Source organism: Micrococcus sp. KRD070 (genome assembly GCF_017168435.1).
GTDB lineage: Bacteria > Actinomycetota > Actinomycetes > Actinomycetales > Micrococcaceae > Micrococcus > Micrococcus luteus.
Genome location: NZ_JABFNH010000001.1, coordinates 63,110 through 86,167, shown reverse-complemented (window position 1 = coordinate 86,167; position 23,058 = coordinate 63,110). Strand labels below are relative to the sequence as shown.

General features: G+C 73.3%; 19 protein-coding genes, 2 tRNA genes and 1 pseudogene. 18 read left to right on the top strand and 4 right to left on the bottom strand.

The annotated features are described in order from the left end of the window. Together ileS and J1M38_RS00405 are read left to right on the top strand one after the other, a co-directional pair. Nucleotides 1-3,388 (top strand): isoleucine--tRNA ligase (gene ileS / locus J1M38_RS00410; protein ID WP_206501140.1); only part of this gene is annotated, 3,388 nt, incomplete at its 5' end. Further along, complete coding sequence (locus tag J1M38_RS00405) at nucleotides 3,388-4,941, top strand: folylpolyglutamate synthase/dihydrofolate synthase family protein (RefSeq protein ID WP_036384997.1); 1,554 nt, start codon at nucleotides 3,388-3,390, stop codon at nucleotides 4,939-4,941. The genes ileS and J1M38_RS00405, both read left to right, overlap by 1 nt. A 115-nt stretch (nucleotides 4,942-5,056) precedes the next feature. Here the strand turns inward: J1M38_RS00405 and J1M38_RS12295 are convergent. Further along, nucleotides 5,057-5,101, bottom strand: a pseudogene (locus J1M38_RS12295) (hypothetical protein); the annotation flags it as partial. Here J1M38_RS12295 and J1M38_RS00400 point away from each other — a divergent pair. Both J1M38_RS00400 and ndk read left to right on the top strand, forming a co-directional pair. After that, nucleotides 5,094-5,438 carry a DUF4233 domain-containing protein gene (locus tag J1M38_RS00400; RefSeq protein ID WP_353301127.1) on the top strand — a complete coding sequence of 115 codons (345 nt, stop codon included), beginning with the start codon at nucleotides 5,094-5,096 and terminating at the stop codon, nucleotides 5,436-5,438. The pseudogene J1M38_RS12295 and the gene J1M38_RS00400 sit on opposite strands and share 8 nt — an antisense overlap. Nucleotides 5,439-5,513: 75 nt before the next feature. Next, nucleotides 5,514-5,936, top strand: coding sequence for a nucleoside-diphosphate kinase (gene ndk / locus J1M38_RS00395; RefSeq protein WP_012750845.1), 423 nt, complete (start codon nucleotides 5,514-5,516; stop codon nucleotides 5,934-5,936). 86 nt (nucleotides 5,937-6,022) lie between these two features. On the opposite strand, the gene J1M38_RS00390 is transcribed toward ndk, so the two are convergent. Beyond that, complete coding sequence (locus tag J1M38_RS00390) at nucleotides 6,023-6,682, bottom strand: vitamin K epoxide reductase family protein (protein ID WP_206481471.1); 660 nt, start codon at nucleotides 6,680-6,682, stop codon at nucleotides 6,023-6,025. Between the two features lie 397 nt (nucleotides 6,683-7,079). Between J1M38_RS00390 and J1M38_RS00385 the strand changes: the two genes are divergently transcribed. The 11 genes from J1M38_RS00385 (at nucleotide 7,080) to J1M38_RS00335 (ending at nucleotide 17,775) form a co-directional block, all read left to right on the top strand. Continuing rightward, nucleotides 7,080-10,256: an Rne/Rng family ribonuclease gene (locus J1M38_RS00385; RefSeq protein WP_233437072.1), complete on the top strand. Its 3,177-nt coding sequence runs from the start codon at nucleotides 7,080-7,082 to the stop codon at nucleotides 10,254-10,256. A 232-nt stretch (nucleotides 10,257-10,488) separates the two neighbouring features. Next, complete coding sequence (rplU, locus tag J1M38_RS00380) at nucleotides 10,489-10,794, top strand: 50S ribosomal protein L21 (protein ID WP_002853919.1); 306 nt, start codon at nucleotides 10,489-10,491, stop codon at nucleotides 10,792-10,794. Between the two features lie 51 nt (nucleotides 10,795-10,845). Continuing rightward, nucleotides 10,846-11,103: a 50S ribosomal protein L27 gene (rpmA, locus tag J1M38_RS00375; RefSeq protein WP_002853915.1), complete on the top strand. Its 258-nt coding sequence runs from the start codon at nucleotides 10,846-10,848 to the stop codon at nucleotides 11,101-11,103. A gap of 169 nt (nucleotides 11,104-11,272) precedes the next feature. After that, nucleotides 11,273-12,820, top strand: a complete 1,548-nt coding sequence (obgE, locus tag J1M38_RS00370) for a GTPase ObgE (protein ID WP_020622077.1) — start codon at nucleotides 11,273-11,275, stop codon at nucleotides 12,818-12,820. Between the two features lie 3 nt (nucleotides 12,821-12,823). Then, complete coding sequence (proB, locus tag J1M38_RS00365; RefSeq protein ID WP_036381585.1) at nucleotides 12,824-14,029, top strand: glutamate 5-kinase; 1,206 nt, start codon at nucleotides 12,824-12,826, stop codon at nucleotides 14,027-14,029. Nucleotides 14,030-14,102: 73 nt separating this feature from the next. Next, complete coding sequence (locus J1M38_RS00360) at nucleotides 14,103-15,452, top strand: glutamate-5-semialdehyde dehydrogenase (protein WP_036316932.1); 1,350 nt, start codon at nucleotides 14,103-14,105, stop codon at nucleotides 15,450-15,452. Between the two features lie 79 nt (nucleotides 15,453-15,531). Beyond that, nucleotides 15,532-15,756 (top strand): hypothetical protein, encoded by a 225-nt coding sequence (locus J1M38_RS00355; RefSeq protein WP_036316935.1) that lies wholly within the window; start codon nucleotides 15,532-15,534, stop codon nucleotides 15,754-15,756. Nucleotides 15,757-15,830: 74 nt separating this feature from the next. Continuing rightward, nucleotides 15,831-16,478 (top strand): nicotinate-nucleotide adenylyltransferase, encoded by a 648-nt coding sequence (gene nadD, locus J1M38_RS00350; protein WP_036316939.1) that lies wholly within the window; start codon nucleotides 15,831-15,833, stop codon nucleotides 16,476-16,478. After that, nucleotides 16,475-16,900, top strand: a complete 426-nt coding sequence (rsfS, locus tag J1M38_RS00345; RefSeq protein WP_036316941.1) for a ribosome silencing factor — start codon at nucleotides 16,475-16,477, stop codon at nucleotides 16,898-16,900. Before nadD ends, rsfS begins: the two co-directional genes overlap by 4 nt. Nucleotides 16,901-16,912: 12 nt before the next feature. Beyond that, entirely contained in the window at nucleotides 16,913-17,578 is a 666-nt protein-coding gene (locus tag J1M38_RS00340) for a histidine phosphatase family protein (RefSeq protein WP_036381588.1), read from the top strand. 121 nt (nucleotides 17,579-17,699) lie between these two features. Continuing rightward, nucleotides 17,700-17,775: transfer RNA gene (locus J1M38_RS00335), tRNA-Ala, on the top strand. An 86-nt stretch (nucleotides 17,776-17,861) separates the two neighbouring features. On the opposite strand, the gene J1M38_RS00330 is transcribed toward J1M38_RS00335, so the two are convergent. Further along, entirely contained in the window at nucleotides 17,862-18,992 is a 1,131-nt protein-coding gene (locus J1M38_RS00330; protein WP_036381592.1) for an oxidoreductase, read from the bottom strand. A 170-nt stretch (nucleotides 18,993-19,162) separates the two neighbouring features. On the opposite strand from J1M38_RS00330, the gene J1M38_RS00325 reads away from it, so the two are divergent. Beyond that, nucleotides 19,163-19,235: transfer RNA gene (locus J1M38_RS00325), tRNA-Ala, on the top strand. A gap of 246 nt (nucleotides 19,236-19,481) precedes the next feature. Next, nucleotides 19,482-20,561, top strand: a complete 1,080-nt coding sequence (locus tag J1M38_RS00320) for a hypothetical protein (protein ID WP_036381595.1) — start codon at nucleotides 19,482-19,484, stop codon at nucleotides 20,559-20,561. Between the two features lie 96 nt (nucleotides 20,562-20,657). Here the strand turns inward: J1M38_RS00320 and J1M38_RS00315 are convergent, their stop codons facing one another. Beyond that, a complete protein-coding gene (locus tag J1M38_RS00315) occupies nucleotides 20,658-21,350 on the bottom strand; it encodes a TetR/AcrR family transcriptional regulator (protein WP_036381598.1) in 693 nt (230 codons plus the stop codon). A 161-nt stretch (nucleotides 21,351-21,511) separates the two neighbouring features. Here J1M38_RS00315 and J1M38_RS00310 point away from each other — a divergent pair, with 161 nt between their 5' ends. Next, on the top strand, nucleotides 21,512-23,044 hold the full coding sequence (locus tag J1M38_RS00310) for an NAD(P)/FAD-dependent oxidoreductase (protein WP_036381601.1): 1,533 nt from the start codon (nucleotides 21,512-21,514) through the stop codon (nucleotides 23,042-23,044). The last annotated feature ends 14 nt before the right edge of the window (nucleotides 23,045-23,058 follow it).

The following is a 23,058-nucleotide window of genomic DNA, read 5'->3' as shown; positions in this document are numbered from 1 at the left end:
GGGCCGCACCCCCGCCTCCCCGCGCTTCCCGGAGATCGAGCGCCGCATCCTGGCGTACTGGGACGAGGACGGCACCTTCCAGGCCTCGATCGACCAGCGTCCCGCCCGGAACGAGGACGGTTCGCAGAACGAGTTCGTCTTCTACGACGGCCCGCCCTTCGCCAACGGCCTGCCGCACTACGGCCACCTGCTCACCGGGTACGTCAAGGACCTCGTGGCCCGCTACCAGACGCAGCAGGGCCGCCGCGTGGAGCGCCGCTTCGGCTGGGACACCCACGGCCTGCCCGCCGAGCTCGAGGCGATGAAGCAGCTGGGCATGACGGACAAGTCCGAGATCGAGGCCATGGGCATCGACACGTTCAACGACGCCTGCCGCTCCTCGGTCCTGAAGTACACGGACCAGTGGCAGGACTACGTGACCCGCCAGGCCCGCTGGGTCGACTTCGAGAACGACTACAAGACCCTCACCCCGGACTTCATGGAGTCCGTGATCTGGGCCTTCTCCGAGCTGCACCGCAAGGGCCTGACCTACCGCGGCTTCCGCGTCCTGCCCTACTGCTGGAACGACGAGACCCCGCTGTCCAACCACGAGCTGCGCATGGACGACGACGTCTACAAGATGCGCCAGGACCCCTCGGTCACCGTCACGTTCCCGATCACCGGCCTCCCGGCGGACCCCGCCCTCGTGCCCGACGGCGGCGCCGACGCGGCGCTCGCCGCGCACCTGGCCGGCGTCCACGTCCTGGCCTGGACCACCACGCCCTGGACGCTGCCGACCAACGCGGCCCTCGCCGTCGGCCCGCAGATCCAGTACGCCGTGGTGCCGGCCGGCCCCGAGGGCGCGACCGCGGACGGGGACCGCTTCCTCTTGGCCGTGGACCTCGTGGGCGCCCACGCCAAGGAGCTCGGCTACGCCGACGCCGACGCCGCCCGCGCCGCGGTCACCGAGACGATCCCCGGCGCCCGCCTCGGCGGCCTGGCCTACGCGCCGCTGTTCACGGACGTGTTCGACGCCCACCGCGGGGAGACCTTCACCGTCAACGGCCGTGACCTCGGCGTCGAGGGCGCCCACCGCATCCTCGTGGACGACTACGTCTCCACCGAGGACGGCACCGGCGTGGTCCACCAGGCGCCGGCCTACGGTGAGGACGATCAGCGCGTGTGCGAGGCCAACGGCATCCCCGTGATGCTCTCCGTGGACTCCGGTGCCCGGTTCCTGCCGCTGTTCGCCCGCGAGGACGTCGGGCGCGGCGACCTGCGCGAGATCGCCGGCGTGCAGGTCTTCGAGGCCAACCGCACGATCATCCGCGCCCTGCGCTCGCTGGGCCGGCTCGCGCGGGAGGCCTCCTACGAGCACTCCTACCCGCACTGCTGGCGGTGTCGCACGCCCCTGATCTACCGCGCGGTGACGTCCTGGTACGTCAAGGTCACCCAGATCAAGGAGCGCATGCTCGAGCTGAACGAGGAGATCACCTGGATCCCCGGCAATGTGAAGCACGGGCAGTTCGGCACGTGGGTCGCCAACGCGCGCGACTGGTCCATCTCCCGCAACCGGTACTGGGGCTCGCCCATCCCGGTGTGGGAGTCCGACCACCCCGACTTCCCCCGTCAGGAGGTCTACGGCTCGCTCGCGGAGATCGAGGAGGCCTTCGGCCGCCTGCCGCGCAACGCCGAGGGCGAGGTGGACCTGCACCGCCCGTGGGTGGACGACCTCACCCGCCCCCACCCGGACCCCGAGGCCGCCGCGGCCGGTGCGGTCATGCGCCGGGTCGAGGACGTGCTGGACGTCTGGTTCGACTCCGGCTCCATGCCGTACGCCCAGGTGCACTACCCGTTCGAGCGCGCGGACTGGTTCCCCACGCACAACCCGGCGGACTTCATCGTGGAGTACATCGGCCAGACGCGCGGCTGGTTCTACACCATGCACATCCTGGCGACCGCGCTGTTCGACCGGCCGGCGTTCTCCAACGTGATCTCGCACGGCATCGTGCTCGGCTCGGACGGGCAGAAGATGTCCAAGTCGCTGCGCAACTACCCGGACGTCACGGAGGTCCTGGACCGCGACGGCGCGGACGCCATGCGCTGGTTCCTCATGGCCAGCCCCATCCTGCGCGGCGGCAACCTGATCGTCACGGAGGAGGGCATCCGCGAGGGCGTGCGCCAGGTGCTGCTGCCGGCGTGGAACGCGTACCACTTCTTCACCCTCTACGCGAACACCGCGCACGACGGCGGCGCCCGGCCCGACGGGTACCGCGCGCAGGAGCGGCACACCGCCGAGGACCCCCTGGACCAGTACATCCTGGCCGCCACGGGCCGCATGCTGCGGGAGGTCAAGGCCGGCCTGGACGCCTACGAGGTCTCGGACGCCACGGACGCGCTGCGCGGCTTCATGGACACGCTGACCAACTGGTACATCCGCCGGTCCCGGGAGCGGTTCTTCGACGAGGACACCGTCGCCTTCGACGTCCTCTACACCGTCCTGGAGGCCTTCACCCGGGCCGCCGCGCCGCTGATGCCGCTGATCGCCGAGGAGATCTGGCGCGGCCTCACCGGTGGCCGCTCGGTCCACCTGACCGACTACCCGGACGCCGACCTCTTCCCGCACGGGCCCGAGGCGGACTCCCTCGTGGCCCGCATGGACGCGGTGCGCCGCATCAGCTCGGCCGGCTCGGCCCTGCGCAAGGGGGCCGGCCGGCGGGTGCGCCTGCCGCTGCCCCGCCTGTCCGTCGTCGTCCCGGACGCGGCGGGCCTCGAGGGCACCTACGCCCGCATCGTGGCGGACGAGCTGAACCTCAAGGACGTCGAGCTCACCGAGCTCTCGGAGGAGGCGATCGCCCGCTACGGCATCGGCACGGAGCTGAAGCTGAACTTCCGCGAGCTCGGCAAGGCGTTCGGCAGGCAGGTGCCGCTCGTGAAGCAGGCGGTCGACGCCGGCGCGTACGAGGAGACGGCCGAGGGCCTGGCGGTCACGCTCGCCGACGGCGAGACCGTGACCCTGGCCCCCGCGCTCTACGAGCTGCGCACCGTCTCCACCGGTGCCCCCGAGGGGACCGCGGTGGGCGTGCTGCCCGGCACCGCCGGCTTCCTCGTGCTGGACACCGAGGTCTCCGCGGAGCTGGCCGCCGAGGGCACCGCCCGGGACGTGGTCCGCGCCGTCCAGGCGGCCCGCAAGGACGCCGGCCTGGACGTCTCCGACCGCGTGCGCACGCGGATCGAAGGCCCCACCGCCGTCGTGGCGGCGCTCGAGGCCCACCGCGGTCTCGTGGCGGAGGAGACCCTCACGGTGGACCTGGAGCTCGTGGACTCCGGCGCGGCCGACCCGCGCAAGGACCCGGCCGACGACGCCATGAAGACCGTGGCCGTCTCCGTCGCGAAGGCAGACGCGTGATGCGCGGGGACGTCCCGGGCACGGTCGAGGAGGTCTACCGGGACCTGCTCGCCCGCGCCCCGGAGAACACGATGCAGCCGCGGCTCGAGCCGATGCGGCGCGTGCTCGCGCTGCTCGGCGACCCGCAGCACGCGGCCCCGGTGATCCACCTGACCGGCACCAACGGCAAGACGTCCACGGCGCGGATGGTCGAGGCCGTCCTGCGCGCGTACGGGCTGCGCACCGGGCGCTACACCTCGCCGCACCTGCAGCGCGTCACGGAGCGGATCAGCATCGACGGCGCCCCCGTCGCCGACGAGACCTTCGTGCGCGTGTGGGGGGAGATCCTCCCGATCGTGCAGACCGTGGACGCGGAGCTCGAGGCCGCGGGCGAGGTCCCGCTGACGTACTTCGAGGCGCTCACCACGCTGGGCTTCGCGGTGTTCGCGGACGAGCCCGTCGAGGTCATCGTCCTCGAGGTGGGCCTCGGGGGCGTGACGGACGCGACCAACGTCGCGGACGCCGTCGTCTCCGTGGTCACCCCCATCTCCCTGGACCACACGGACCTGCTGGGGGAGACCGAGGCCGAGATCGCCGAGGAGAAGGCCGGCATCATCAAGCCCGGCGGCGCCCTCGTCTCCGCCGCCCAGGAGCGCGACGCCGCCCAGGTGCTGCTCGAGGCGGCTCGGGCGGCCGACGTGCCGTTCCGCTTCGAGGGCGTCGAGTTCGGCGTGCTCGAGCGCTCCCTGGCCGTGGGTGGCCAGCAGGTGTCCGTGCGTGGCCTCGCGGCCGAGTACCGGGACCTGTTCCTGCCGCTGCTCGGGGAGCACCAGGCGCAGAACCTCGCGGTCGCCGTGGCGGCCCTGGAGATGTTCCTGGGCGGCGGCGACCGGCCGCTGGACGAGGAGCTGCTGCGCGAGGGGCTGTCCCAGGTCACCTCGCCCGGCCGGCTCGAGGTGCTGCGCACCGCCCCCACGCTCATCGTGGACGCCGCCCACAACCCGGACGGCGTGCGGGCCACGGCCCGCGCGGTGCAGGAGGCGTTCGGCTTCACCCGCCTCTCGCTGGTCGTCGGGATCCTCCAGGAGAAGGACGCGCCGGGCATGCTCGCGGCGCTCTACCGGGCGTTCGGCGACGACGTGGAGGACCTCGCGGTGACGCAGTCCTCCTCGGCCCGCGCCATCCCGGCCGGGGAGCTGGCCCGCATGGCCGTCGACGCCGGCTGGCCCGAGGATGACGTGTACGCCACCGAGTCCGTGCCGGACGCCCTGGAGTGGGCGGTCGGCCGCGCGGAGGCCCTGGAGACGAGCGCGGACGAACTGGCCTCCGGCACCGGCGGCGGCGTGCTCGTGCTCGGCTCGATCACCCTGGCCGCGGAGGTCCGCACCCTCGTGGGCGAGCCCCGCCACGCCGGCCCCGTCACCGTGGCCGCCCGCGGCCTCGACCCCGCCGACCTGCTCGACGCCGTCGGGCTGGCGGACGCCGACGAGGACGACCTGGACCCGGAGATCCTCGAGCTGCTCGAGGACCGCGACGACGCCGGCGCCCGCCGCCGGCCGGAGGAGGACCGATGACCCCCGACCAGCCGGAGACCGGAGGCGCCACGGAGCAGGGGCGCTTCGGCGACGAGTCCTGGCGCCCCGCGCGTGAGACGCGAGCCCAGCGGCAGTGGCGCCCCGGCACTCGTCGGCGCCGCCGCTCCGTGCGCGCCCTGTTCACCTCCACGATCCTCATGCTCGAGGCGGTGCTCATCTTCTTCCTCGGGCTCATGCTGTTCGGCATGCACCGGGACGAGCCGGGCGCCTGGTGGTTCGTGGCGGGCTACTCCGCGCTGGCCGTCGTCGCGGTGCTGACCTGCGCCCTGGTGCGCAAGCCCGTCGGCATCGCGATCGGCTGGGCGATCCAGGCCGTCCTGCTGGCCTCCGGCTTCTGGGAGTACTCGATGTTCGTGGTGGGGGCCCTCTTCGCGCTGACGTGGGCGTACGCCGTGATCAAGGGCGGTGCCATGGACGTCGAGAACGCACACCGGGACCGCCTCGAGGCCGCCTGGGAGGCCGAGCACGGACGCTGAGACCCGGGCCCCACTAGGGTGGGGCGGGAACCGGACCGCGCTCGCGGCCGTCCGACGACGCTAGGAGCACACCCCATGACGCACCACACCGAAGAGACCCTCGTCCTCATCAAGCCGGACGGGGTGGCCCGCAACCTGGTCGGCGAGATCCTCGCGCGCATCGAGCGCAAGGGCTACGTGATCGCCGATCTGAAGATGCTCACGCCCACCCGCGCCATGCTGGAGCGGCACTACGAGGAGCACCAGGGCAAGCCGTTCTTCGAGCCGCTGGTCGCGTTCATGGCCTCCGGCCCCGTGGTGGCCGCGCGCGTCACGGGCGACTCGGTGATCGAGGGCTTCCGCTCGCTGGCCGGCAAGACCGATCCCACCGTGGCCGCCCCGGGCACCATCCGCGGCGACCTGGGCCGGGACTGGGGCGAGGCCGTCCAGAAGAACCTCGTCCACGGTTCGGACTCGACCCTCTCGGCCGAGCGCGAGCTCGCGATCTGGTTCGGCTGAGCCCGGTCCGGGCCCGCACGACGGCGGCCGGTCACCCTGGTGGGGTGACCGGCCGCCGTCGTCGTGTCCGGTGGGGGAGCTTAGGCTCAGTCGATCCCGACGACCCCGAGGCCCAGTTCCAGCAGGATCGAGGCGAACACCAGGACGTAGAGGAGCACGATCACGGGCCAGGCCAGCTCCCGGGCGAGGCGGACGAGACCGGCCGGGGCCGGCAGCGTGCCGGTCTGCAGGTTCCGGGACGTCACAAGCACGAGCTGGGCGATGACCATGGCCCACACGATCATGCAGTAGATGCAGAGCGTGCCGATGCTGTAGACGGCCGAGTACCAGAGCCACACGCAGAATGCGAAGCCCGCCAGGATCCCCGCGTTCATCAGCAGCCAGTACCAGCGGGCGAAGCGGGCGCCGGCGAGCAGGGACACCGCCACGGTGATGAGCACGGAGAACGCGACCACGCCGATGTACGTGTTCGGGAAGCCGAAGGTGTGGGCCTGCCACGACTGCATCACCTGGCCGCAGGACACCCACGGGTTGAGGTCGCAGGACGTGCGGTGCGTCGGGTCCGCGGTGAGGAGGGCGCGCTCGACGATGATGACGATCGTCGCCGTCAGCGCCACGAGCGAGGTGATCAGCAGCAGCGCCGCCATGCCCGCGGGCCGGGCGTACCAGGTGAGCCGGGCCTCCTCGGCGGGGACGTCGTCGGCAGGGGAGAGGCGGACGTCGTCCGTCGGCGGGGTCGCAGGCATGGACACGATTCTAGGCGCGTGCCCGGGGCGGATGTGAGACAATCGGCCCTGGCCGTCCCGTGGCCACACCGCGGGGCAGCCCGCTGCGCGCCCGACGTCGGGCCGCCGCCGAGGCGCCCCCGCGTCGAGCATCGTGCGGGAGGTGGACGCCGGGCTTCGCCCGTGCGCGTCCGTGCGCCGGCCGGCGGACGGCACGTGACGCCCAGGCCCCGATCTCGAGGGCGCAGCGGTTCCGCGCCGGGCCCTGACGGTCGACGCGGTCCACCCGATGACTTCTCGGAGTCCGCCTCCCGGCGCACCCGTGGCGCACGGCGCCCGGGGCAACGCGGCCGGCGGCGGACGCGGACACGCCGGGCGGCGGCGAGTGTGGCGTCGTCGGTCGGCGGGAGGTGCTGCCATGGCGGCCAACAACGAGGACACGACCCGCGCAGACGAACGCGTGGAGGAGACGGCCGAGCAGGCCGTGACGCAGACCGCGGCGGACACCGCCGCCGGGGCGGTTCAGCCGGAGCGGACCCCCGCGTCCGACGACGCCGCGGACGCGCCCGAGGAGCCGAGCGCGCCGACGCTGCAGGTCGACCCGACCGACCCGTTCGCCGTGCCGGCGAACCTGATCGAGGTCCTGCGCACCGAGACCACGTCCCGGCAGCGCTCCGAGGACGAGGACGCCGGAGAGTCCGAGGACCGGGCCGAGGGCGCCGTGGTCTCCCGCCGGCGCCGCCGACGCCGCCGCGGCGAGGTGGACATGGAGCTCGACGGCGGCGAGGCCGGCGATCCCGAGCACACCGTCACCCGCGTGCGCGCGCCGCGCCAGGCCGTGAGCACCGCCTCGGACACCGTCCAGAGCGTCAAGGGCTCCACCCGGCTCGAGGCGAAGCGCCAGCGCCGCCGCGACTCCCGCTCGGGCGGGCGTCGCCGCACCGTGATCACCGAGGCCGAGTTCCTGGCCCGCCGCGAGGCCGTGGACCGCAAGATGCTGGTGCGCCAGCGCGACCAGCGCATCCAGATCGCCGTGCTCGAGGACGGCGTGCTGGCCGAGCACTTCGTCTCGCACACCACGCAGGACTCGATGATCGGCAACGTGTACCTGGGCAAGGTCCAGAACGTGCTGCCGTCCATGGAGGCCGCGTTCGTGGACATCGGCCGCGGACGCAACGCCGTGCTCTACGCGGGCGAGGTCAACTGGGACGCCGCCCAGCTGGACGGCAAGCCGAGGAAGATCGAGAACGCGCTCAAGTCCGGCGACACCGTGCTCGTCCAGGTCACCAAGGACCCGGTGGGCCACAAGGGCGCCCGTCTGACCAGCCAGGTCTCCCTGCCCGGCCGCTACCTCGTGTACGTGCCGGGAGGCTCGATGACCGGCATCTCCCGCAAGCTGCCGGACGTGGAGCGCTCGCGTCTGAAGAAGATCCTCAAGGACCACCTGCCGCAGGACGCCGGCGTGATCGTGCGCACCGCGGCCGAGGGCACCTCCGAGCAGGAGCTGCAGAACGACATCAACCGTCTGCGCGCCCAGTGGGAGGGCATCCAGGAGAAGGCGTCCGGCACCAAGGTGCTCGCCCCCGAGCTGCTCTACGCCGAGCCGGACCTGACCATCAAGACGGTCCGCGACGTCTTCAACGAGGACTTCTCCGCCATGCTCGTGCAGGGCGAGGCCACGTGGGACAACATCGAGGCCTACGTGACCTACGTGGCCCCGCACCTGCTGGACCGGTTGCACCACTGGGTGCCGGAGGACCACGACGGCGAGGACCTGTACGCCACCCACCGCGTGGACGAGCAGCTCCACAAGGCGCTCGAGCGCAAGGTGTACCTGCCCTCCGGCGGCTCGCTCGTGATCGACCGCACCGAGGCCATGACCGTGGTGGACGTGAACACCGGCAAGTTCACGGGCTCCGGCGGCAACCTCGAGGAGACCGTCACCAAGAACAACCTCGAGGCCGCCGAGGAGATCGTCCGGCAGCTGCGCCTGCGGGACATCGGCGGCATCATCGTCATCGACTTCATCGACATGGTGCTCGAGGCCAACCGCGACCTCGTGCTGCGCCGTCTCGTGGAGTGCCTGGGCCGGGACCGCACGAAGCACCAGGTCGCCGAGGTGACCTCGCTCGGCCTGGTCCAGATGACGCGCAAGCGCATGGGCACCGGGCTCGTGGAGGTGTTCTCGGAGACCTGCGAGCACTGCGCCGGCCGCGGCATCATCATCAAGGACACCCCCGTCGAGCGGGGCCGCTCCGGCGGTGAGCAGCGCGGCGAAGCGGAGGGCCGCCGTCGTCGCCGGCGCCGGGGCAACGGCGAGGGCGAGCACGCCCACGCCGCCGCGGCCACGACGACGGGCGCCGAGCACGTCGACTCCGAGGACGAGCGGCAGCGCCGTGAGCGGGCCGAGGCCGCCCGGGTCGCCCTGCACTCGATCGCGAAGGCCTCCGGCAAGGTGGCCGAGGACGAGACCCCCGCGCAGGAGCCCGCCCCCGCCGAGCAGGCGGCGGACGCCGCCGAGGACTCAGTGGCCGAGGCCGTCGAGGCTGCGTCGGCCGGGCCCGCGAAGGCCGGGCAGCCGGCCGGGGCGGACGAGGAGGAGACGCCGCGTCGCCGGCGCCGTCGGGGCCGCCGCCGCGGCCGGGGCCGCACCGAGGAGTCGGGGGACACCGGCGCCGAGGTCGCGGGCTCTGAGGATGCCGCGCGGTCACACGACGACGGCCCCGCCGAGTCCGCCGATCAGCCCCGTCAGACGGAGGAGGAGGCCGAGCCGGCCGCCGCCGAGGCCCCCGAGCACCAGGACCCGGTCGCGCAGGCCGAGGAGGCCGAGTCCCCGGAGGACGCGGACGCGCAGGACGACCGTCCCCGCCGGTCCCGGCGTCGTCGGGGTGGCCGTGGGCGGTCCCGGCGGGACGGCGAGGCGGCCTCGACCGAGACCGACGCCGAGGACCAGGGCGCGGAGCGCGCGACGCCGTCGCGGCACGACGCCGCGGACGCCGAGTCCTCGGCGGCCGCGCCCGCGGAGGACGCATCGGAGCCGGTCGAGGATGCCTCGGCGCCCGTGCCCGCCGAGGATGCCCTGGCGCCCCGGCGCCGCCGGTCCCGCCGGGCCTCGAGCGACGGCGTCGTCCGTCCGGCCGCCGGTGCGGACGCGTCCGCCGAGCGGACGGCCGACCGCACGGACGCGGCTCCGGTGGAGGCCACCGAGCCCTCGCCCGAGGAGTCCACGGACGCCACCGAGGTCCACGAGCAGCCCGCCGCCCCGGCCGCCGTCGAGGAGGCCGTGATGGTGGAGCCTGCGGCGACCGAGCCGACGGCGGAGCCCACGGCGGACGCGGACCAGGCGTCCGCCGCGGACGCCCCGACCGAGGCCCAGGCGGCCCCGGCGCCCGGATCGCCGCGCCGGCGCTCGCGTCGTGCCGTGTCGTCCGACGGCGTCCACGTCCAGGTCCAGGCCGCGCCCGGCGGCGCCCAGGGCGGCCGCTTCACGGCGGCCGTGGCCGAGGCGTCCACCCCCGCCGAGCCGCAGGGTGCCGCCCCGGTGATGCTCGGCGTCGGCGTGAAGGCCGCCGACCTGGCCCGTCGCGGCCGCTGACCGTCGTCGGTGCCGCCGCCCCGGGCCTGCCCCGGGCGGCGGCGACGCGCCGACACGCCTCTGTTTGGTCCGGATGCCCGGCAGCGAGTATGCTGGACCATCGGTGTTCACCGCCCGCACGCTCCCGCATGTCCCGGTGAGGGACCGCCGGACCCGGACGCAGCCGCGGTCGAGGTGCGGGCGAGCAGAACCCGATCTGATCCATTGAAACGTCGAGAGAAGTGAGTCCCAAGTGGTGTACGCGATTGTCCGCGCTGGCGGCCGCCAGGAGAAGGTTTCCGTCGGAGACCTCGTTACCCTTGACCGCGTTCCCGCTGAGACCGGTGGCTCCGTCGAGCTGCCCGCTCTGATGCTGGTGGACGGGGACGAGGTCAAGGCTGGCGCCGATGCCGCCGGTGTGAAGGTGACCGCCGAGGTCGTCTCCCACTCCCGTGGCAAGAAGGTCGTCATCATGAAGTACAAGAACAAGACCGGCTACAAGAAGCGCCAGGGCCACCGCTCTGAGCTGTCCACGGTCAAGATCACCGGGATCGCCTGAGCCGTCACCGGCACCGGCGAAACCGAGCATCCGAGAGGTTAGGCAACAGCAATGGCACATAAGAAGGCCGGCAGTTCCTCGAAGAACGGCCGCGACTCGAACCCGCAGTACCTCGGCGTCAAGCGCTACGGCGGCGAGGACGTCAACGCCGGCGAGATCATCGTCCGCCAGCGTGGCACCAAGTTCCACCCGGGCCGCAACGTCGGCCGCGGCAAGGACGACACCCTCTTCGCGCTGTCCGCGGGCTCCGTGGCCTTCGGCCAGCGCCGCGGCCGCAAGGTCGTGGACATCGTCCCCGCCGCGGAGTGATCTGACACTCGTGCGGTCTGCGTGCGGACCCTCGCCCGGCGAGGACACCCGCACCCCCTGACGCCCCGGCGGGGGCGGGCCCGGCATCCACCGGACCCGCCCCCGCCGTCGGCGTCTCCGGCCCCTGGGCCGTCTGAGTCCGATCCCTCCAGCCCCTAGGAGCACTCCCATGGCAGCCTTCGTGGACCGCGTGGTCCTCCACCTCACCGCCGGCAACGGCGGGCACGGGTGCGTCTCCGTGCATCGCGAGAAGTTCAAGCCCCTGGGTGGCCCCGACGGCGGCGACGGGGGCGACGGCGGCGACATCACCCTCGTGGTGGACTCGCAGACCACCACGCTGCTGGACTACCACCACGCCCCGCACCGGTCCGCTGAGAACGGCCAGCCGGGCATGGGCGACCACCGCGAGGGCAAGAACGGCCAGTCGCTCGTGCTGCCCGTGCCGGACGGCACGGTGGTCAAGGATGAGCAGGGCAACATCGTGGCCGATCTCGTGGGGGAGGGCGCGACCTACGTCGCCGCCGCCGGCGGTCAGGGCGGCCTCGGCAACGCGGCTCTGGCCTCCGTGAAGCGCAAGGCGCCCGGCTTCGCGCTGCTCGGCCTGCCGGGGGAGAGCCGGGACCTGACGCTCGAGATCAAGACCGTGGCGGACGTCGCGCTCGTGGGCTTCCCCTCGGCCGGCAAGTCCTCCCTCATCGCTGCCCTGTCTGCGGCCCGTCCCAAGATCGCGGACTACCCGTTCACCACGCTCGTGCCCAACCTCGGGGTCGTGCAGGCCGGCGACGTGCGCTTCACCGTGGCCGACGTCCCGGGCCTGATCCCCGGTGCCTCGGAGGGCCGCGGCCTCGGCCTGGAGTTCCTGCGCCACGTCGAGCGCTGCGCCGCGCTCGTGCACGTCCTCGACTGCGGCAGCCTCGAGTCCGACCGCGACCCGATCGCCGACTTCGAGGCCATCGAGGCCGAGCTCGAGGCCTACGCGGTGGAGCCCGTCTTCTCCCAGGGCGGGGAGGGCGTCGTACCGCTGAACGAGCGGCCCCGCCTCATCGCCCTGAACAAGACCGACCTGCCCGACGGCGCCGCGATGGCGGACATGGTCCGCGACGAGCTCGAGGGCCGTGGCCTACGGGTCTTCGACATCTCCGCGCTGGCCCGCGAGGGCCTGGACGCCCTCAAGTACGCCATGGCCGAGCTCGTGGCGGAGGCCCGTTCCCGGGTGGTCGAGCCCGCGCCGGCCGCGCCCGTCGAGGTGCCGCGCCGGCATCGCCGCCGTGGCGAGCGGGCCGAATTCACGATCCGCCGCGAGGAGCGCAACCTCGAGCCGCTGTTCCGCGTGCGCGGCGAGAAGCCCGAGCGGTGGGTCGCCCAGACGGACTTCCAGAACGACGAGGCGATCGGCTACCTTGCGGACCGGCTCCAGCGGGCCGGCGTCGAGGACGGCCTGTTCAAGGCCGGTGCGAGGCCGGGCGACGCCGTCGTGATCGGCGACGACGTCACGGGCGTCGTCTTCGACTGGGAGCCCACGCTGTCCGCGGGAGCCGAGCTGCTCGCCGGGCCCCGTGGCACCGACCTGCGGCTCGACGAGCGCACCCGCGCGACCCGCGCGGAGAAGCGCGCCGAGCAGGATGCCCGCCGGGCCGCCCGTGCGGCGACCCGGGCCGAGATGGAGGCCGAGCGACGCTCCGGCCTGTGGACCGACACCGACGATCGAGAGGGATGATCCATGTCCGTGCGGCGCACCGTCGTCACCCGCTATCCGACCCCCGCCACGCGCGGCTCTGAGGACCCGCAGGCCAACCCCGTGACCTCGCGGGAGACGATGCAGGCCGCACGCCGAGTGGTCGTGAAGATCGGCTCGTCCTCGTTGACCACCCCGGACGGCCTGGACGTGGCGGCCATCGACCGGCTCGTGGACGTCCTCGCCGCCGAGCGGCAGAAGGGCACCCAGGTGGTGCTCGTGTCCTCCGGCGCCATCGCGGCCGGCTTCCCCCACCTCGGGCTGGGCCGACGCCCCAAGGACACCGCCACCCAGCAGGCCTCGGCGGCGGTCGGCCAGAGCAAGCTCATGGCGCACTACACCACGAGCTTCGGCCGGCACGACACCGAGGTGGCCCAGGTGCTCCTGACCGCCGAGGAGCTCATGCGGCGCACCCAGTACACGAACGCGCACCGCGCCCTGTCGCGGCTGCTCACGCTCGACGTGATGCCGATCGTGAACGAGAACGACGCCGTGGCCACGCGCGAGATCCGCTTCGGCGACAACGACCGCCTCGCGGCCCTCACCGCCAACCTCTGCAAGGCGGACCTGCTGGTCCTGCTCTCGGACGTGGACGCCCTCTACACGGGCCACCCCTCGAACCCGGACGCACGGCGCATCCCGGAGGTCACCTCGGACGACGATCTGGCCGGCGTCGACGTGCGCGTGCCCGGTTCCGCGGGCGTGGGCACGGGCGGCATGGTGACCAAGGTGGACGCGGCCGGCATCGCGGCCACCACCGGCATCCCGACCCTGCTCACCTCGGCCGCGAACGCGGGCGCCGCGTTCGCGGGTCAGGACGTGGGCACGTGGTTCTCCGCCACCGGCCGCCGCCGGTCCGCGCGCGCGGCGTGGCTCGGCCTCACGGCGGAGGTCCGGGGCCGGCTCGTCATCGACGACGGCGCGGTGGCCGGGGCGATCGACCGCGGCCGCTCCCTGCTGGCCGCGGGCATCACCGGCTGCACGGGCGACTTCACACCGGGCGACGTCGTCGAGATCGTGGACGCGCACGGCCGGGTGCGGGCGCGCGGCCTCGTGCAGTACTCCTCGTCGCAGCTGCCCGCCATGCTCGGGCGGACGACCGCCGACCTCCGCGAGGACCTGGGCGCGGGCTACGACGGCGTCGTCGTGCACGCCGACGACTGGGTGCGCCTGGCTCCGCCGCAGCGCTGACCGGCACGGGCTCCGGCCGCGGCGACGGACCGGGGCCTCGTGCCTCGTCCGGGGCGCTCGATAGGCTGGGGGCATGCAGACCACCGAGAGCACCGCACCCCAGGATCAGTCCGGCCGCCAGGACGCCGAGGCGCCGACGCCCGAGGTCGAGGAGGCCGTCCGCCAGCGGGCCGAGTGGGCGCGTCAGGCCGTGCCCGAGCTGGCCACCGCCGGCCGCGTCCGCAAGGACGCCGTCCTGCGCCACATGGCCGAGGCCCTGCGCGCCAACGCGGCCGCGATCATCACGGCCAACCGCGAGGACCGCAGCCGCGGCCGCGAGGCCGGCACCTCGGCGGCCATGCTGGACCGCCTCAAGCTGGACGAGGCGCGCGTCGAGGCGCTGGCCCTCGCCCTGGAGACCCTGGCCGGCCTGCCGGACCCCGTGGGCACCGTGGTCCGCGGCGGCCCGCTGCCCAACGGCGTGCGGATGAGCCAGGTGCGGGTGCCCCTGGGCGTCGTGGGCGCCGTGTACGAGGCCCGTCCGAACGTCACGGTGGACATCGCCGGCATCGCCCTGAAGTCGGGCAACGGCGTGATCCTGCGCGGCGGCTCGGCCGCGGAGTCCACCAATGCGGTCCTGATCCAGGTGCTGCGGGAGGCGCTCGTGGACCAGGGCTTCGACCCCAACATCATCCAGGGCATCGACGACCTCGGACGTCCTGGCGTCGCCGCCCTGATGGCCGCCCGTGGCGCGGTGGACGTCCTCGTCCCGCGCGGCGGCCGTGAGCTGATCCAGCGCGTGGTCCGTGAGGCCCGGGTGCCCGTGATCGAGACGGGTGAGGGCAACGTGCACCTGTACGTGGACGCCTCCGCACCCAAGCAGATGGCGGTGGACATCGTGCTCAACTCGAAGACCCACCGCACCTCCGTGTGCAATGCGGCCGAGACCCTGCTGCTCCACCGGGACGCGGAGGAGGTGGGCCGAGAAGTGCTGCGCGCCCTCACCCGTGCCGGCGTGCTGCTGCACGTGGACGAGGCCGCGCGGGCCTGGCTGCCCACGCTCGCCGACCGCGGCGACCACGCCCGGGACGCCGTGGACGCCACCGAGGAGGACTGGGGCACCGAGTACCTGGACATGGAGATGGCCGTGCGCGTCGTGGACTCCCTCGACCAGGCGATCGAGCACATCGGCCGGTGGTCCACGGGCCACACCGAGGCCATCGTCACGAACGACCTGGCCGCGGCCGAGCGGTTCATCACCGAGGTGGACGCCGCGGCCGTCATCGTGAACGCGTCCACGCGCTTCACCGACGGCGGCGAGCTCGGCCTCGGCGCCGAAGTGGGCATCTCCACCCAGAAGATGCACGCCCGCGGGCCCATGGGCCTGGAGGAGCTCACGACCACCAAGTGGATCCTGCGCGGCGACGGGCAGATCCGCCGCTGAGCCGGGCTACGATGGACACCAGGACCCCTTCGGCCCGGCCCCGGCCCGGCCGTCTGACCCGCTGCACCGAGGAGCATCCATGCTGAACACCTCCCTGATCCTGGCCGCCGCCGAGGAGGGCCACCACGTCGTCAACGAGCTGCCGATGGACCCCATCTGGTACGGCCTGCTCGTCTTCGCGCTGCTGATGGCCGCCCTGGCCGCCACCATGTCCATGCGCTCCCGCGCGCTGCGCCTGCCCGAGCCCACCACCGCGGTCCAGCACCACGGCACCGGCCGCGGCTCGCACACCTCCGGTCACTGACGTCTCACCGGCCCGTCGCGTCGCCGCCTCCGCCGGGGGCGACGCGGCGGGCCGTCCGTTCGTCTCCTGAGCGCATGACCGTCGCCTCCCGCACCCCCGTCCCCGCGCCCACCGCCGGGGGCGCGCACCGTCGTCGCCTCGGCATCATGGGCGGCACCTTCGACCCGATCCACCACGGGCACCTCGTGGCCGCCTCCGAGGTGGCCGCCGAGTTCGAGCTGGACGAGGTCGTCTTCGTCCCCACGGGCCAGCCGTGGCAGAAGTCGGACCGGCAGGTCTCCCCGGCCGAGGACCGCTACCTCATGACCGTGGTGGCCACCGCCTCCAACCCCCGGTTCACCGTCTCCCGCGTGGACATCGACCGCCCCGGCGTGACCTACACCGTGGACACGCTGCGGGACTTGCGCCGCCTGCACCCGGACGCCGAGCTGTTCTTCATCACCGGCGCGGACGCCATGGGCCAGATCCTCACGTGGAAGGACGTGGACGAACTCTGGGACCTGGCGCACTTCGTCGGTGTCACCCGTCCCGGCCACGACCTCTCGGACATGGGCCTGGGCGCCGACGTCTCCCTGATGGAGATCCCCGCCATGGCGATCTCCTCCACGGACTGCCGGGAGCGCGTCCGCCGGGGCCGGCCCGTCTGGTATCTCGTCCCGGACGGCGTCGTCCAATACATCGCCAAGCACCACCTCTACGTCTCGGAAGAGGAGACCTCGTGACCGTTCCCCAGACCACCCTGGACGCCCTCACCACCGCCGCGGCCGCCGCCGCGGACAAGCTCGGCACGCACATCGTCGCGTTCGACGTCGCCGAGCGGCTCGGCCTGACCGACGCCTTCCTGATCGCCTCCGGCGCCTCGGAGCGTCAGGTCAACGCGATCGTCGACGGCGTCGAGGAGGCGCTGTTGAAGGACGAGCAGCTCAAGCCGTTGCGTCGCGAGGGCCGGTCCGACGGCCACTGGGTGCTGCTCGACTACGGACACTTCGTGGTGCACGTCCAGCATCGCGAGGACCGCGAGTTCTACGCGCTGGACCGCCTGTGGAAGGACACCCCGGCGATCGACCTCGGCCTGCCGGAGGAGAGCACCCGACCGGACGCGGCCACCCAGGACGACGGCGCCTCCGCCTCGCACGCCTCCTGAGCGGGCCGGGAGATGCGCCTGATCCTGCTGCGTCACGGCGAGACCGACTGGAACGTCCTGGACCGCTACCAGGGGCACACGGACATCGAGCTGAACGCCGAGGGGGAGCGCCAGGCCCGCCGCGCCGCCGGCGGGCCCGTGGGTGACCTGGTCGAGGACGCGGAGGAGCTCGTGGCCGTGTGCTCCCCGCTGGCCCGGGCGCGCCGCACGGCCGAGATCGTCCTCGAGGCCCGGGTGGGCGCGGCGTCCGTGGCCGTCGACCCGGAGCTGATGGAGCTGGCCGGGGGAGAGTGGGAGGGCCTGGAGCTCAGTGCCATCGCGGAACGCTGGCCGGACGAGCACCGCCTTTGGCGGGCCGAGCCGGCGCTCGACGCCGGCCCCGTGGGCGGGGAGACCCTGCGCGGGGGCGGCGAGCGGGCCCTGCGTGCGCTGCGCGGACACGTTCCCCCGCACTGGGCGGACACCCCGCGCGACGGTGGTGCCCACACCCTGCTCGTCGTGGCCCACGGTGCGCTGATCCGCGCGGCCACGGGGCTGCTCCTGCGTCACGAGGGCGAGGCCTTCGCGGCGATGGAACGGATCGGCAACGCCCGCGCCGCCGTGCTGCAGGGCGCGTTCACTGCCGACACCGGGGCCGAGGGCTGGGGCGATTGGACCCTCGAGGGTTACGGCATCTGAGGGCGCCCCGGCCCGGACGCCGATTTGGCGCCCGCACGGGGACCGTGTACGCTGGTCGAGTTGCCAGCGAGGCGAACGGGCCGGAAACGGCGCGTGAAGATCGCGGGTGGCGCCCACATCTGGGGGTATAGCGCAGTTGGTAGCGCGTCTGCATGGCATGCAGAAGGTCAGGGGTTCGAATCCCCTTACCTCCACCAGTCAGAAGGCCCGGTCCACACGGACCGGGCCTTCGTCGTCGTCGGACTCCCGTGCGGGGCCGGGAGGCGACCGCCGCCCCGCGACATCACCGCGGTTCTGCACTGCGGTGATGTCGCTCCGCCGCGGTCGGTGCGGGGGACACGCCGGGGTACGCTGCGCGCTCCGCCGCCGTGAGTGCGGGTTCCACCGCACGGCCCTCCCGCGCCGAGGCGACGGCGGCCTCGAGCACCGCCATCACGGCGACGGCCTGGTCGGGGGTGGCGGCGTCGCTGCTCGCGCGGCCCAGGATCGCGTCGCGCACGCCCGCGTAGGACCGCTGCTGGGCTCCGATCGGCGCGGGGACGCGCTCGGTGTTCCCCTCCCCGTCGTGCAGGAGGATCGGGTCCGGATCGACGCCCCAGCCCTCGGCGCCGGGGAGCAGACCAGCGCGCAGCTGAACCTCCTGCCGATCCGGCAGTTCCTTCACCGCGGAGCCACGCGTGCCGTGGACCGCGAAGCGCGGGCTGCCGCCGGCCACGAGCATCGACGCCTGCAGGACCACGCGCCGGCCCGGGTACTGCAGCACGCAGTGCGCCCAGTCCTCGACCGGGGCGCCCGGACGCAGGGCCGCGAGGTCGGCGTCTACGCGTTCGGGGACACCGAAGAGCAGGAGCGCCTGGTCGACCAGGTGCGGTCCGAGGTCGAACCAGATGCCGCCCCCGGGCACCGCGGCTTCCCGCCAGCGGTCCCGGGCGGTCGGGCGGAAGCGGTCGATCCGGGACTCGAGGTGGACGACGTCCCCGAGCCGGCCGGAGCGGACCAGCTCGGCGATGCCCAGGAAGTCGCTGTCGAAGCGGCGGTTCTGGAACACCCGCAGCACCCGCCCGGTCTCGACCGCGAGGTCGCGAAGCTCCCGCGCCTCGGCGAGACTCAGCGTGAAGGGCTTGTCCACCACCACGTGCCTACCCGCCCTCAGGGCCGTGCGCGCGAGCGGCGCGTGTTGGTCGTTCGGGGCGGCGATCACCACGAGGTCCACGTCGTGGCGAGCCAGGAGCTTGTCCACGTCAGGCACCACGACGACGTCCGGCAGGTCCGCGTGCACCGCGTCCGGGCGGCTCGAGACGACATGGGTGAGAGCGAGTCCCTCCGTGGCGTGGAGCAGGGGGACGTGGAACGTCTTCCCGGCGAACCCGTAGCCGATCAGGGCGGTGCGGATCGGTGCGTCAGTGCGGGACATGCAGGACCTCCTGGGCTGGCGGGGGGGCATGGGGGCGTCTCCTGCACGCTAGGCCGTGGCGTCGCGGCGGTCCATCGACGCCGCCCGGCCGGTTTGCGCGGTTGCCGCAGGCCGGGTATTCTGTTCAGGTGCTCCGGCCGGTCCGCCGGAAACGGAGTCACCACCCACCTGGGGGTATGGCGCAGTTGGTAGCGCGTCTGCATGGCATGCAGAAGGTCAGGGGTTCGAATCCCCTTACCTCCACCCGTCAGAAGGCCCGGTCCGTGCGGACCGGGCCTTCGTCGTCGTGACGGCCAGCTCGCCGTCGAGAACCACCGGTCACGACCGGGTTGCGGTCCAGCGTCGATCACGCATCGACGTCGCACAGCCCTTTCACGGCAGGCTCTCGGCGGACAGACTCGAGGCGTCTCCACCCGTGGAGCCCGGACCACCGGTGCTGCAGAGGCGGGGACCGCCACCCCTGTCCGGCCGACTCAGTGAGGATCTGCCATGTCCGTCATCCGTACCCGTCGTCCCTCCCTCCGTCACCTGCCCGCCGCCGTCGCCGCCGCCGGCCTCATCACCACCGTCGCCCTCGCCGGCCCCGCCGCGGCCTGGGACGACGCCCATGGCCCCCAGGCCGGCTACTTCCAGGCCGTCGACCACGAGAACGTCACCGCCGCCTTCTTCCAGACCTACGACGGCTACGACCCGGAGGACCTCACGCTCACGCTCACCCCGGTGGCCGAGGACGGCACCCGCCTGGAGGGCGGCCAGGAGGTGGAGTTCACCGCCCTGGACGTCATCGACGGCGGCGCGGTGGACGTCCTGGAGACCCGCCGCGCGCTCGGCGCGGCCGGTGAAGGCCTCGTGCGGTACGACGTGGAGGTGGACGGGCAGATGCTGAACATGGGCATCACGCTCCAGGCGGACGCCGACCTCGCCGACGATCAGGGGGCGGCCGTGCACGCCGTCGACGGCCCGCAGACGGCCGACCTCGGGGACCGGCCCCTGGTCTGGGACTCGGCCATGCAGTTGGCTCCCGGGGTGGCGGGCGCTGAGATCGTCCACCTGGTCGCCGCGCCGACGATGGAGGACGCCTACGCGGCGGTCGTGGCCGAGCCGGCCCACGGTGAGGTCTTCGCGTTCCGTGACTCGGAGCACTCCGAGCTCCGTGCCTGGTACATCCCCGACGAGGGCTTCGTCGGTACGGACACCTTCACCGTCGACTTCCACAGCGACCACGTCGCCCACGTCCAGACCGTCACCGTGCATGTCGGCGAGGAGATCTCCGCCGCGTACGACGGCTTCCTCGATGCCGAGGACGGCGTCCTCAACGGGAAGCCGCTCGACCTGACCGACCCGGACACCGCAGCGGCGCTCGCCGCGTTCCGGGGCGACGAGGCCGCCCCGGCTCCGGAGGATGAGGAGGAACAGCCCGCTCCGGTCGAGGACGACGCCGACGAGCAGCACACGACCCCGGACACCGTCGAGACGGGGCAGTCCACCGGCTGGTGGCTGGCCGGCCTCGGCGCCGCCGCCGCGGGGGTGCTGGTCGCGGCCCGCCGTCGTCTCGGCCTGACCCGCTGACGGCCCGCCGCACACGGCCCCGTCGACGCGCCGCCCCTCTCACACACAGGGGCGGCGCGTCCGTGCCGGCCTGACACGCGGCCGGCAGTCCGCGGGTCAGTCGCCGAGGCCCGCCAGCAGCAGGTCCAGTCCCTCCTCGAAGGGTGCGTCCGCATAGGGGTTCCGCGCCCCCGTCGCGCGCGTGCCCCCGCCCGCCCGGAAGGCCTCGGCGGCCGCGCCAAGCGCGGGCAGGCGCTCCTGCGCCCCCGCCACCTCGAAGATGTCGGCCGGAGCGTCGACGTCGTACGCAGACCCGTAGATGAACGACTCGAGCGCGATCACCCGGGCCAGCACCTGCTCCGGCGCCAGACCGGTCCGGGCCAGCACCGCGCACACCGTCTCGTAGACCCGCTGCGTCGACGGGGCTCCCTCGATCGGCAGGGTCGCGATGAGCGGGATCAGCGGCGGATGGGCCGCGAAGACGTCGCGGTAGGAGCGCGCCCACGCCCGCAGGGCGGCGACGACGGGCACCTCGCCCCGGATCGCGGCCTCCAGCTCGACGAGCGAGACCTCGCCCATCACGGCGTCCTGCAGCAGGACGAGCAGCTCATGCTTGCCGCTGATGTGGTTGTAGAGCGCGCTCGGCGCCACGCCCAGGCGACGGCCGACCGCCGCCATGGTGAGCCCTTCGTATCCCTCGGTGCGGGCGACCGCGAGCGCCGCGTCCGCGATCGCTTCGCGGCTCAGAGCGGGGGAGAGAGGTCGTCCGCGGCGTCGGCGCGCCCGGGGCGGTTCAGTGGTCTCGTCCATCCGGCCATTCTGACCCGTCGGACGGGCAGGAGGTGTCAGGCCGGCTACGGACCAGCCTTCCCTTCCCGGCGCGCGGCCCGTACAGTGAGCGCCGACACTCTAAATGAACGGCATTCACCCGGGCCCCGCCCGATGCCCCGTCCCCGCCAGAGGAGCACCCCATGACCACCGCCCCCGCCACCGCCGGCCGCGAGCGCCGGACGAGCGACGTCGTCGTGATCGGCGCCGGCCCGGCCGGCCTCATGGCCGCCCGCACCGCGAAGGCCCAGGGCCTGTCCGTCACCGTCCTGGAGGCTCGCCGGCGCGTCGGCGGCCGCACCTGGAACGGCCTGGTCGAGGGCGCCGACGGCAAGGACCACTTCATCGAGATCGGCGGCCAGTGGATCTCCCCGGACCAGACCCGCCTCATCTCCCTGGTGGAGGAGCTCGGCCTGCCGACGTTCTCCCGCTTCCGCGACGGTCGCAACGTCTACGTGGACCCGCGCGGAGAACGCCACGTCTACGACGGCCTCGACTTCCCGGTGGCCGAGAAGACGGACCGGGAGATGGATCGCCTGATCGCCAAGATCGACGAACTGACCGCCGAGATCGACGCCGCCGCCCCGTGGGAGCACCCGCGGGCCGCCGAGCTGGACAAGATCTCCTTCCGGCACTGGCTGGAGCAGCAGTCCGACGACCCGGAGGCCATCGACAACGTCTCCATCTACATCGCCTCCGGCATGCTGACCAAGCCCTCCCACACCTTCTCCCTGCTCCAGGCGCTGCTCATGTCCGCCTCGGCGGGGTCGTTCCGCAACCTGGTGGACGAGGACTTCATCCTGGACAAGCGCGTCGAGGGCGGCATGCAGTCCGTGTCCCTGGCCATGGCCGCCGAGCTGGGCGACGACGTCGTCCTCGGCCAGCCGGTGCGCACCCTGCGCTGGGCCGAGCCGGACCCGTCCACCGCGGACGAGAAGAACGGTGTGGCCGCAGACGTGCGCAACGGCGTGGCGCACGACGGCGCCGCCGGCGACGTCGTGGCGCTCACTGACGACTACGAGGTGCACGCCCGCTACGCGGTCCTGGCCGTCCCGCCGAACCTCTACAGCCGCATCTCCTTCGAGCCGCCGATGCCGCGCGAGCAGCAGATCGCGCACCAGCACATCTCCATGGGCCTGGTCATCAAGGTGCACGCCGTGTACGAGACCCCGTTCTGGCGCGAGGAGGGCCTGTCCGGCACGTGCTTCGGCGGCGGCCGTCTCGTCCAGGAGATCTATGACAACACCAATCGCGGCGAGAACCCGGCCGGCGGCGCCCCGGGCGAGGAGGACCCGCACGGCACCCTCGTCGGCTTCGTGTCCGACGTGTATGCGGAGCAGATGTGGGCCCTGCCGGAGGAGGAGCGCAAGGCCGCGATCCTCGGCGCCATGGCCGAGTACCTCGGCCCCCGGACTCTCGAGCCGATCGCGTTCTTCCTCTCGGACATGGCCGCCGAGGAGTGGACCCGAGGTGCCTACGCCACCAGCTACGACCTCGGGGGGCTCTCCCGCTGGGGCCACCTCCAGAACCGACCGACCGGCCCCATCCACTACGCGTGCTCGGACATCGCCGCCGAGGGCTACCAGCACGTGGATGGCGCGATCCGCATGGGCGAGGCCGCCGCCCTGGCCATCGCCGAGCGGGAAGCCACCGACGCGGGGCAGCCCACCGGCTGACCGGCCCCACGGAC

What these genes read in the sequence shown, in the direction of transcription:
- J1M38_RS00405 (WP_036384997.1), top strand. Translation starts at nt 3,388, where the DNA reads ATGCGCGGGGACGTCCCGGGCACGGTCGAGGAGGTCTACCGGGACCTG.
- ndk (WP_012750845.1), top strand. Translation starts at nt 5,514, where the DNA reads ATGACGCACCACACCGAAGAGACCCTCGTCCTCATCAAGCCGGACGGG.
- J1M38_RS00390 (WP_206481471.1), bottom strand. Translation starts at nt 6,682, where the DNA reads ATGCCTGCGACCCCGCCGACGGACGACGTCCGCCTCTCCCCTGCCGAC.
- J1M38_RS00385 (WP_233437072.1), top strand. Translation starts at nt 7,080, where the DNA reads ATGGCGGCCAACAACGAGGACACGACCCGCGCAGACGAACGCGTGGAG.
- rpmA (WP_002853915.1), top strand. Translation starts at nt 10,846, where the DNA reads ATGGCACATAAGAAGGCCGGCAGTTCCTCGAAGAACGGCCGCGACTCG.
- obgE (WP_020622077.1), top strand. Translation starts at nt 11,273, where the DNA reads ATGGCAGCCTTCGTGGACCGCGTGGTCCTCCACCTCACCGCCGGCAAC.
- proB (WP_036381585.1), top strand. Translation starts at nt 12,824, where the DNA reads ATGTCCGTGCGGCGCACCGTCGTCACCCGCTATCCGACCCCCGCCACG.
- J1M38_RS00360 (WP_036316932.1), top strand. Translation starts at nt 14,103, where the DNA reads ATGCAGACCACCGAGAGCACCGCACCCCAGGATCAGTCCGGCCGCCAG.
- J1M38_RS00355 (WP_036316935.1), top strand. Translation starts at nt 15,532, where the DNA reads ATGCTGAACACCTCCCTGATCCTGGCCGCCGCCGAGGAGGGCCACCAC.
- nadD (WP_036316939.1), top strand. Translation starts at nt 15,831, where the DNA reads ATGACCGTCGCCTCCCGCACCCCCGTCCCCGCGCCCACCGCCGGGGGC.
- J1M38_RS00340 (WP_036381588.1), top strand. Translation starts at nt 16,913, where the DNA reads ATGCGCCTGATCCTGCTGCGTCACGGCGAGACCGACTGGAACGTCCTG.
- J1M38_RS00330 (WP_036381592.1), bottom strand. Translation starts at nt 18,992, where the DNA reads ATGTCCCGCACTGACGCACCGATCCGCACCGCCCTGATCGGCTACGGG.
- J1M38_RS00320 (WP_036381595.1), top strand. Translation starts at nt 19,482, where the DNA reads ATGTCCGTCATCCGTACCCGTCGTCCCTCCCTCCGTCACCTGCCCGCC.
- J1M38_RS00315 (WP_036381598.1), bottom strand. Translation starts at nt 21,350, where the DNA reads ATGGACGAGACCACTGAACCGCCCCGGGCGCGCCGACGCCGCGGACGA.
- J1M38_RS00310 (WP_036381601.1), top strand. Translation starts at nt 21,512, where the DNA reads ATGACCACCGCCCCCGCCACCGCCGGCCGCGAGCGCCGGACGAGCGAC.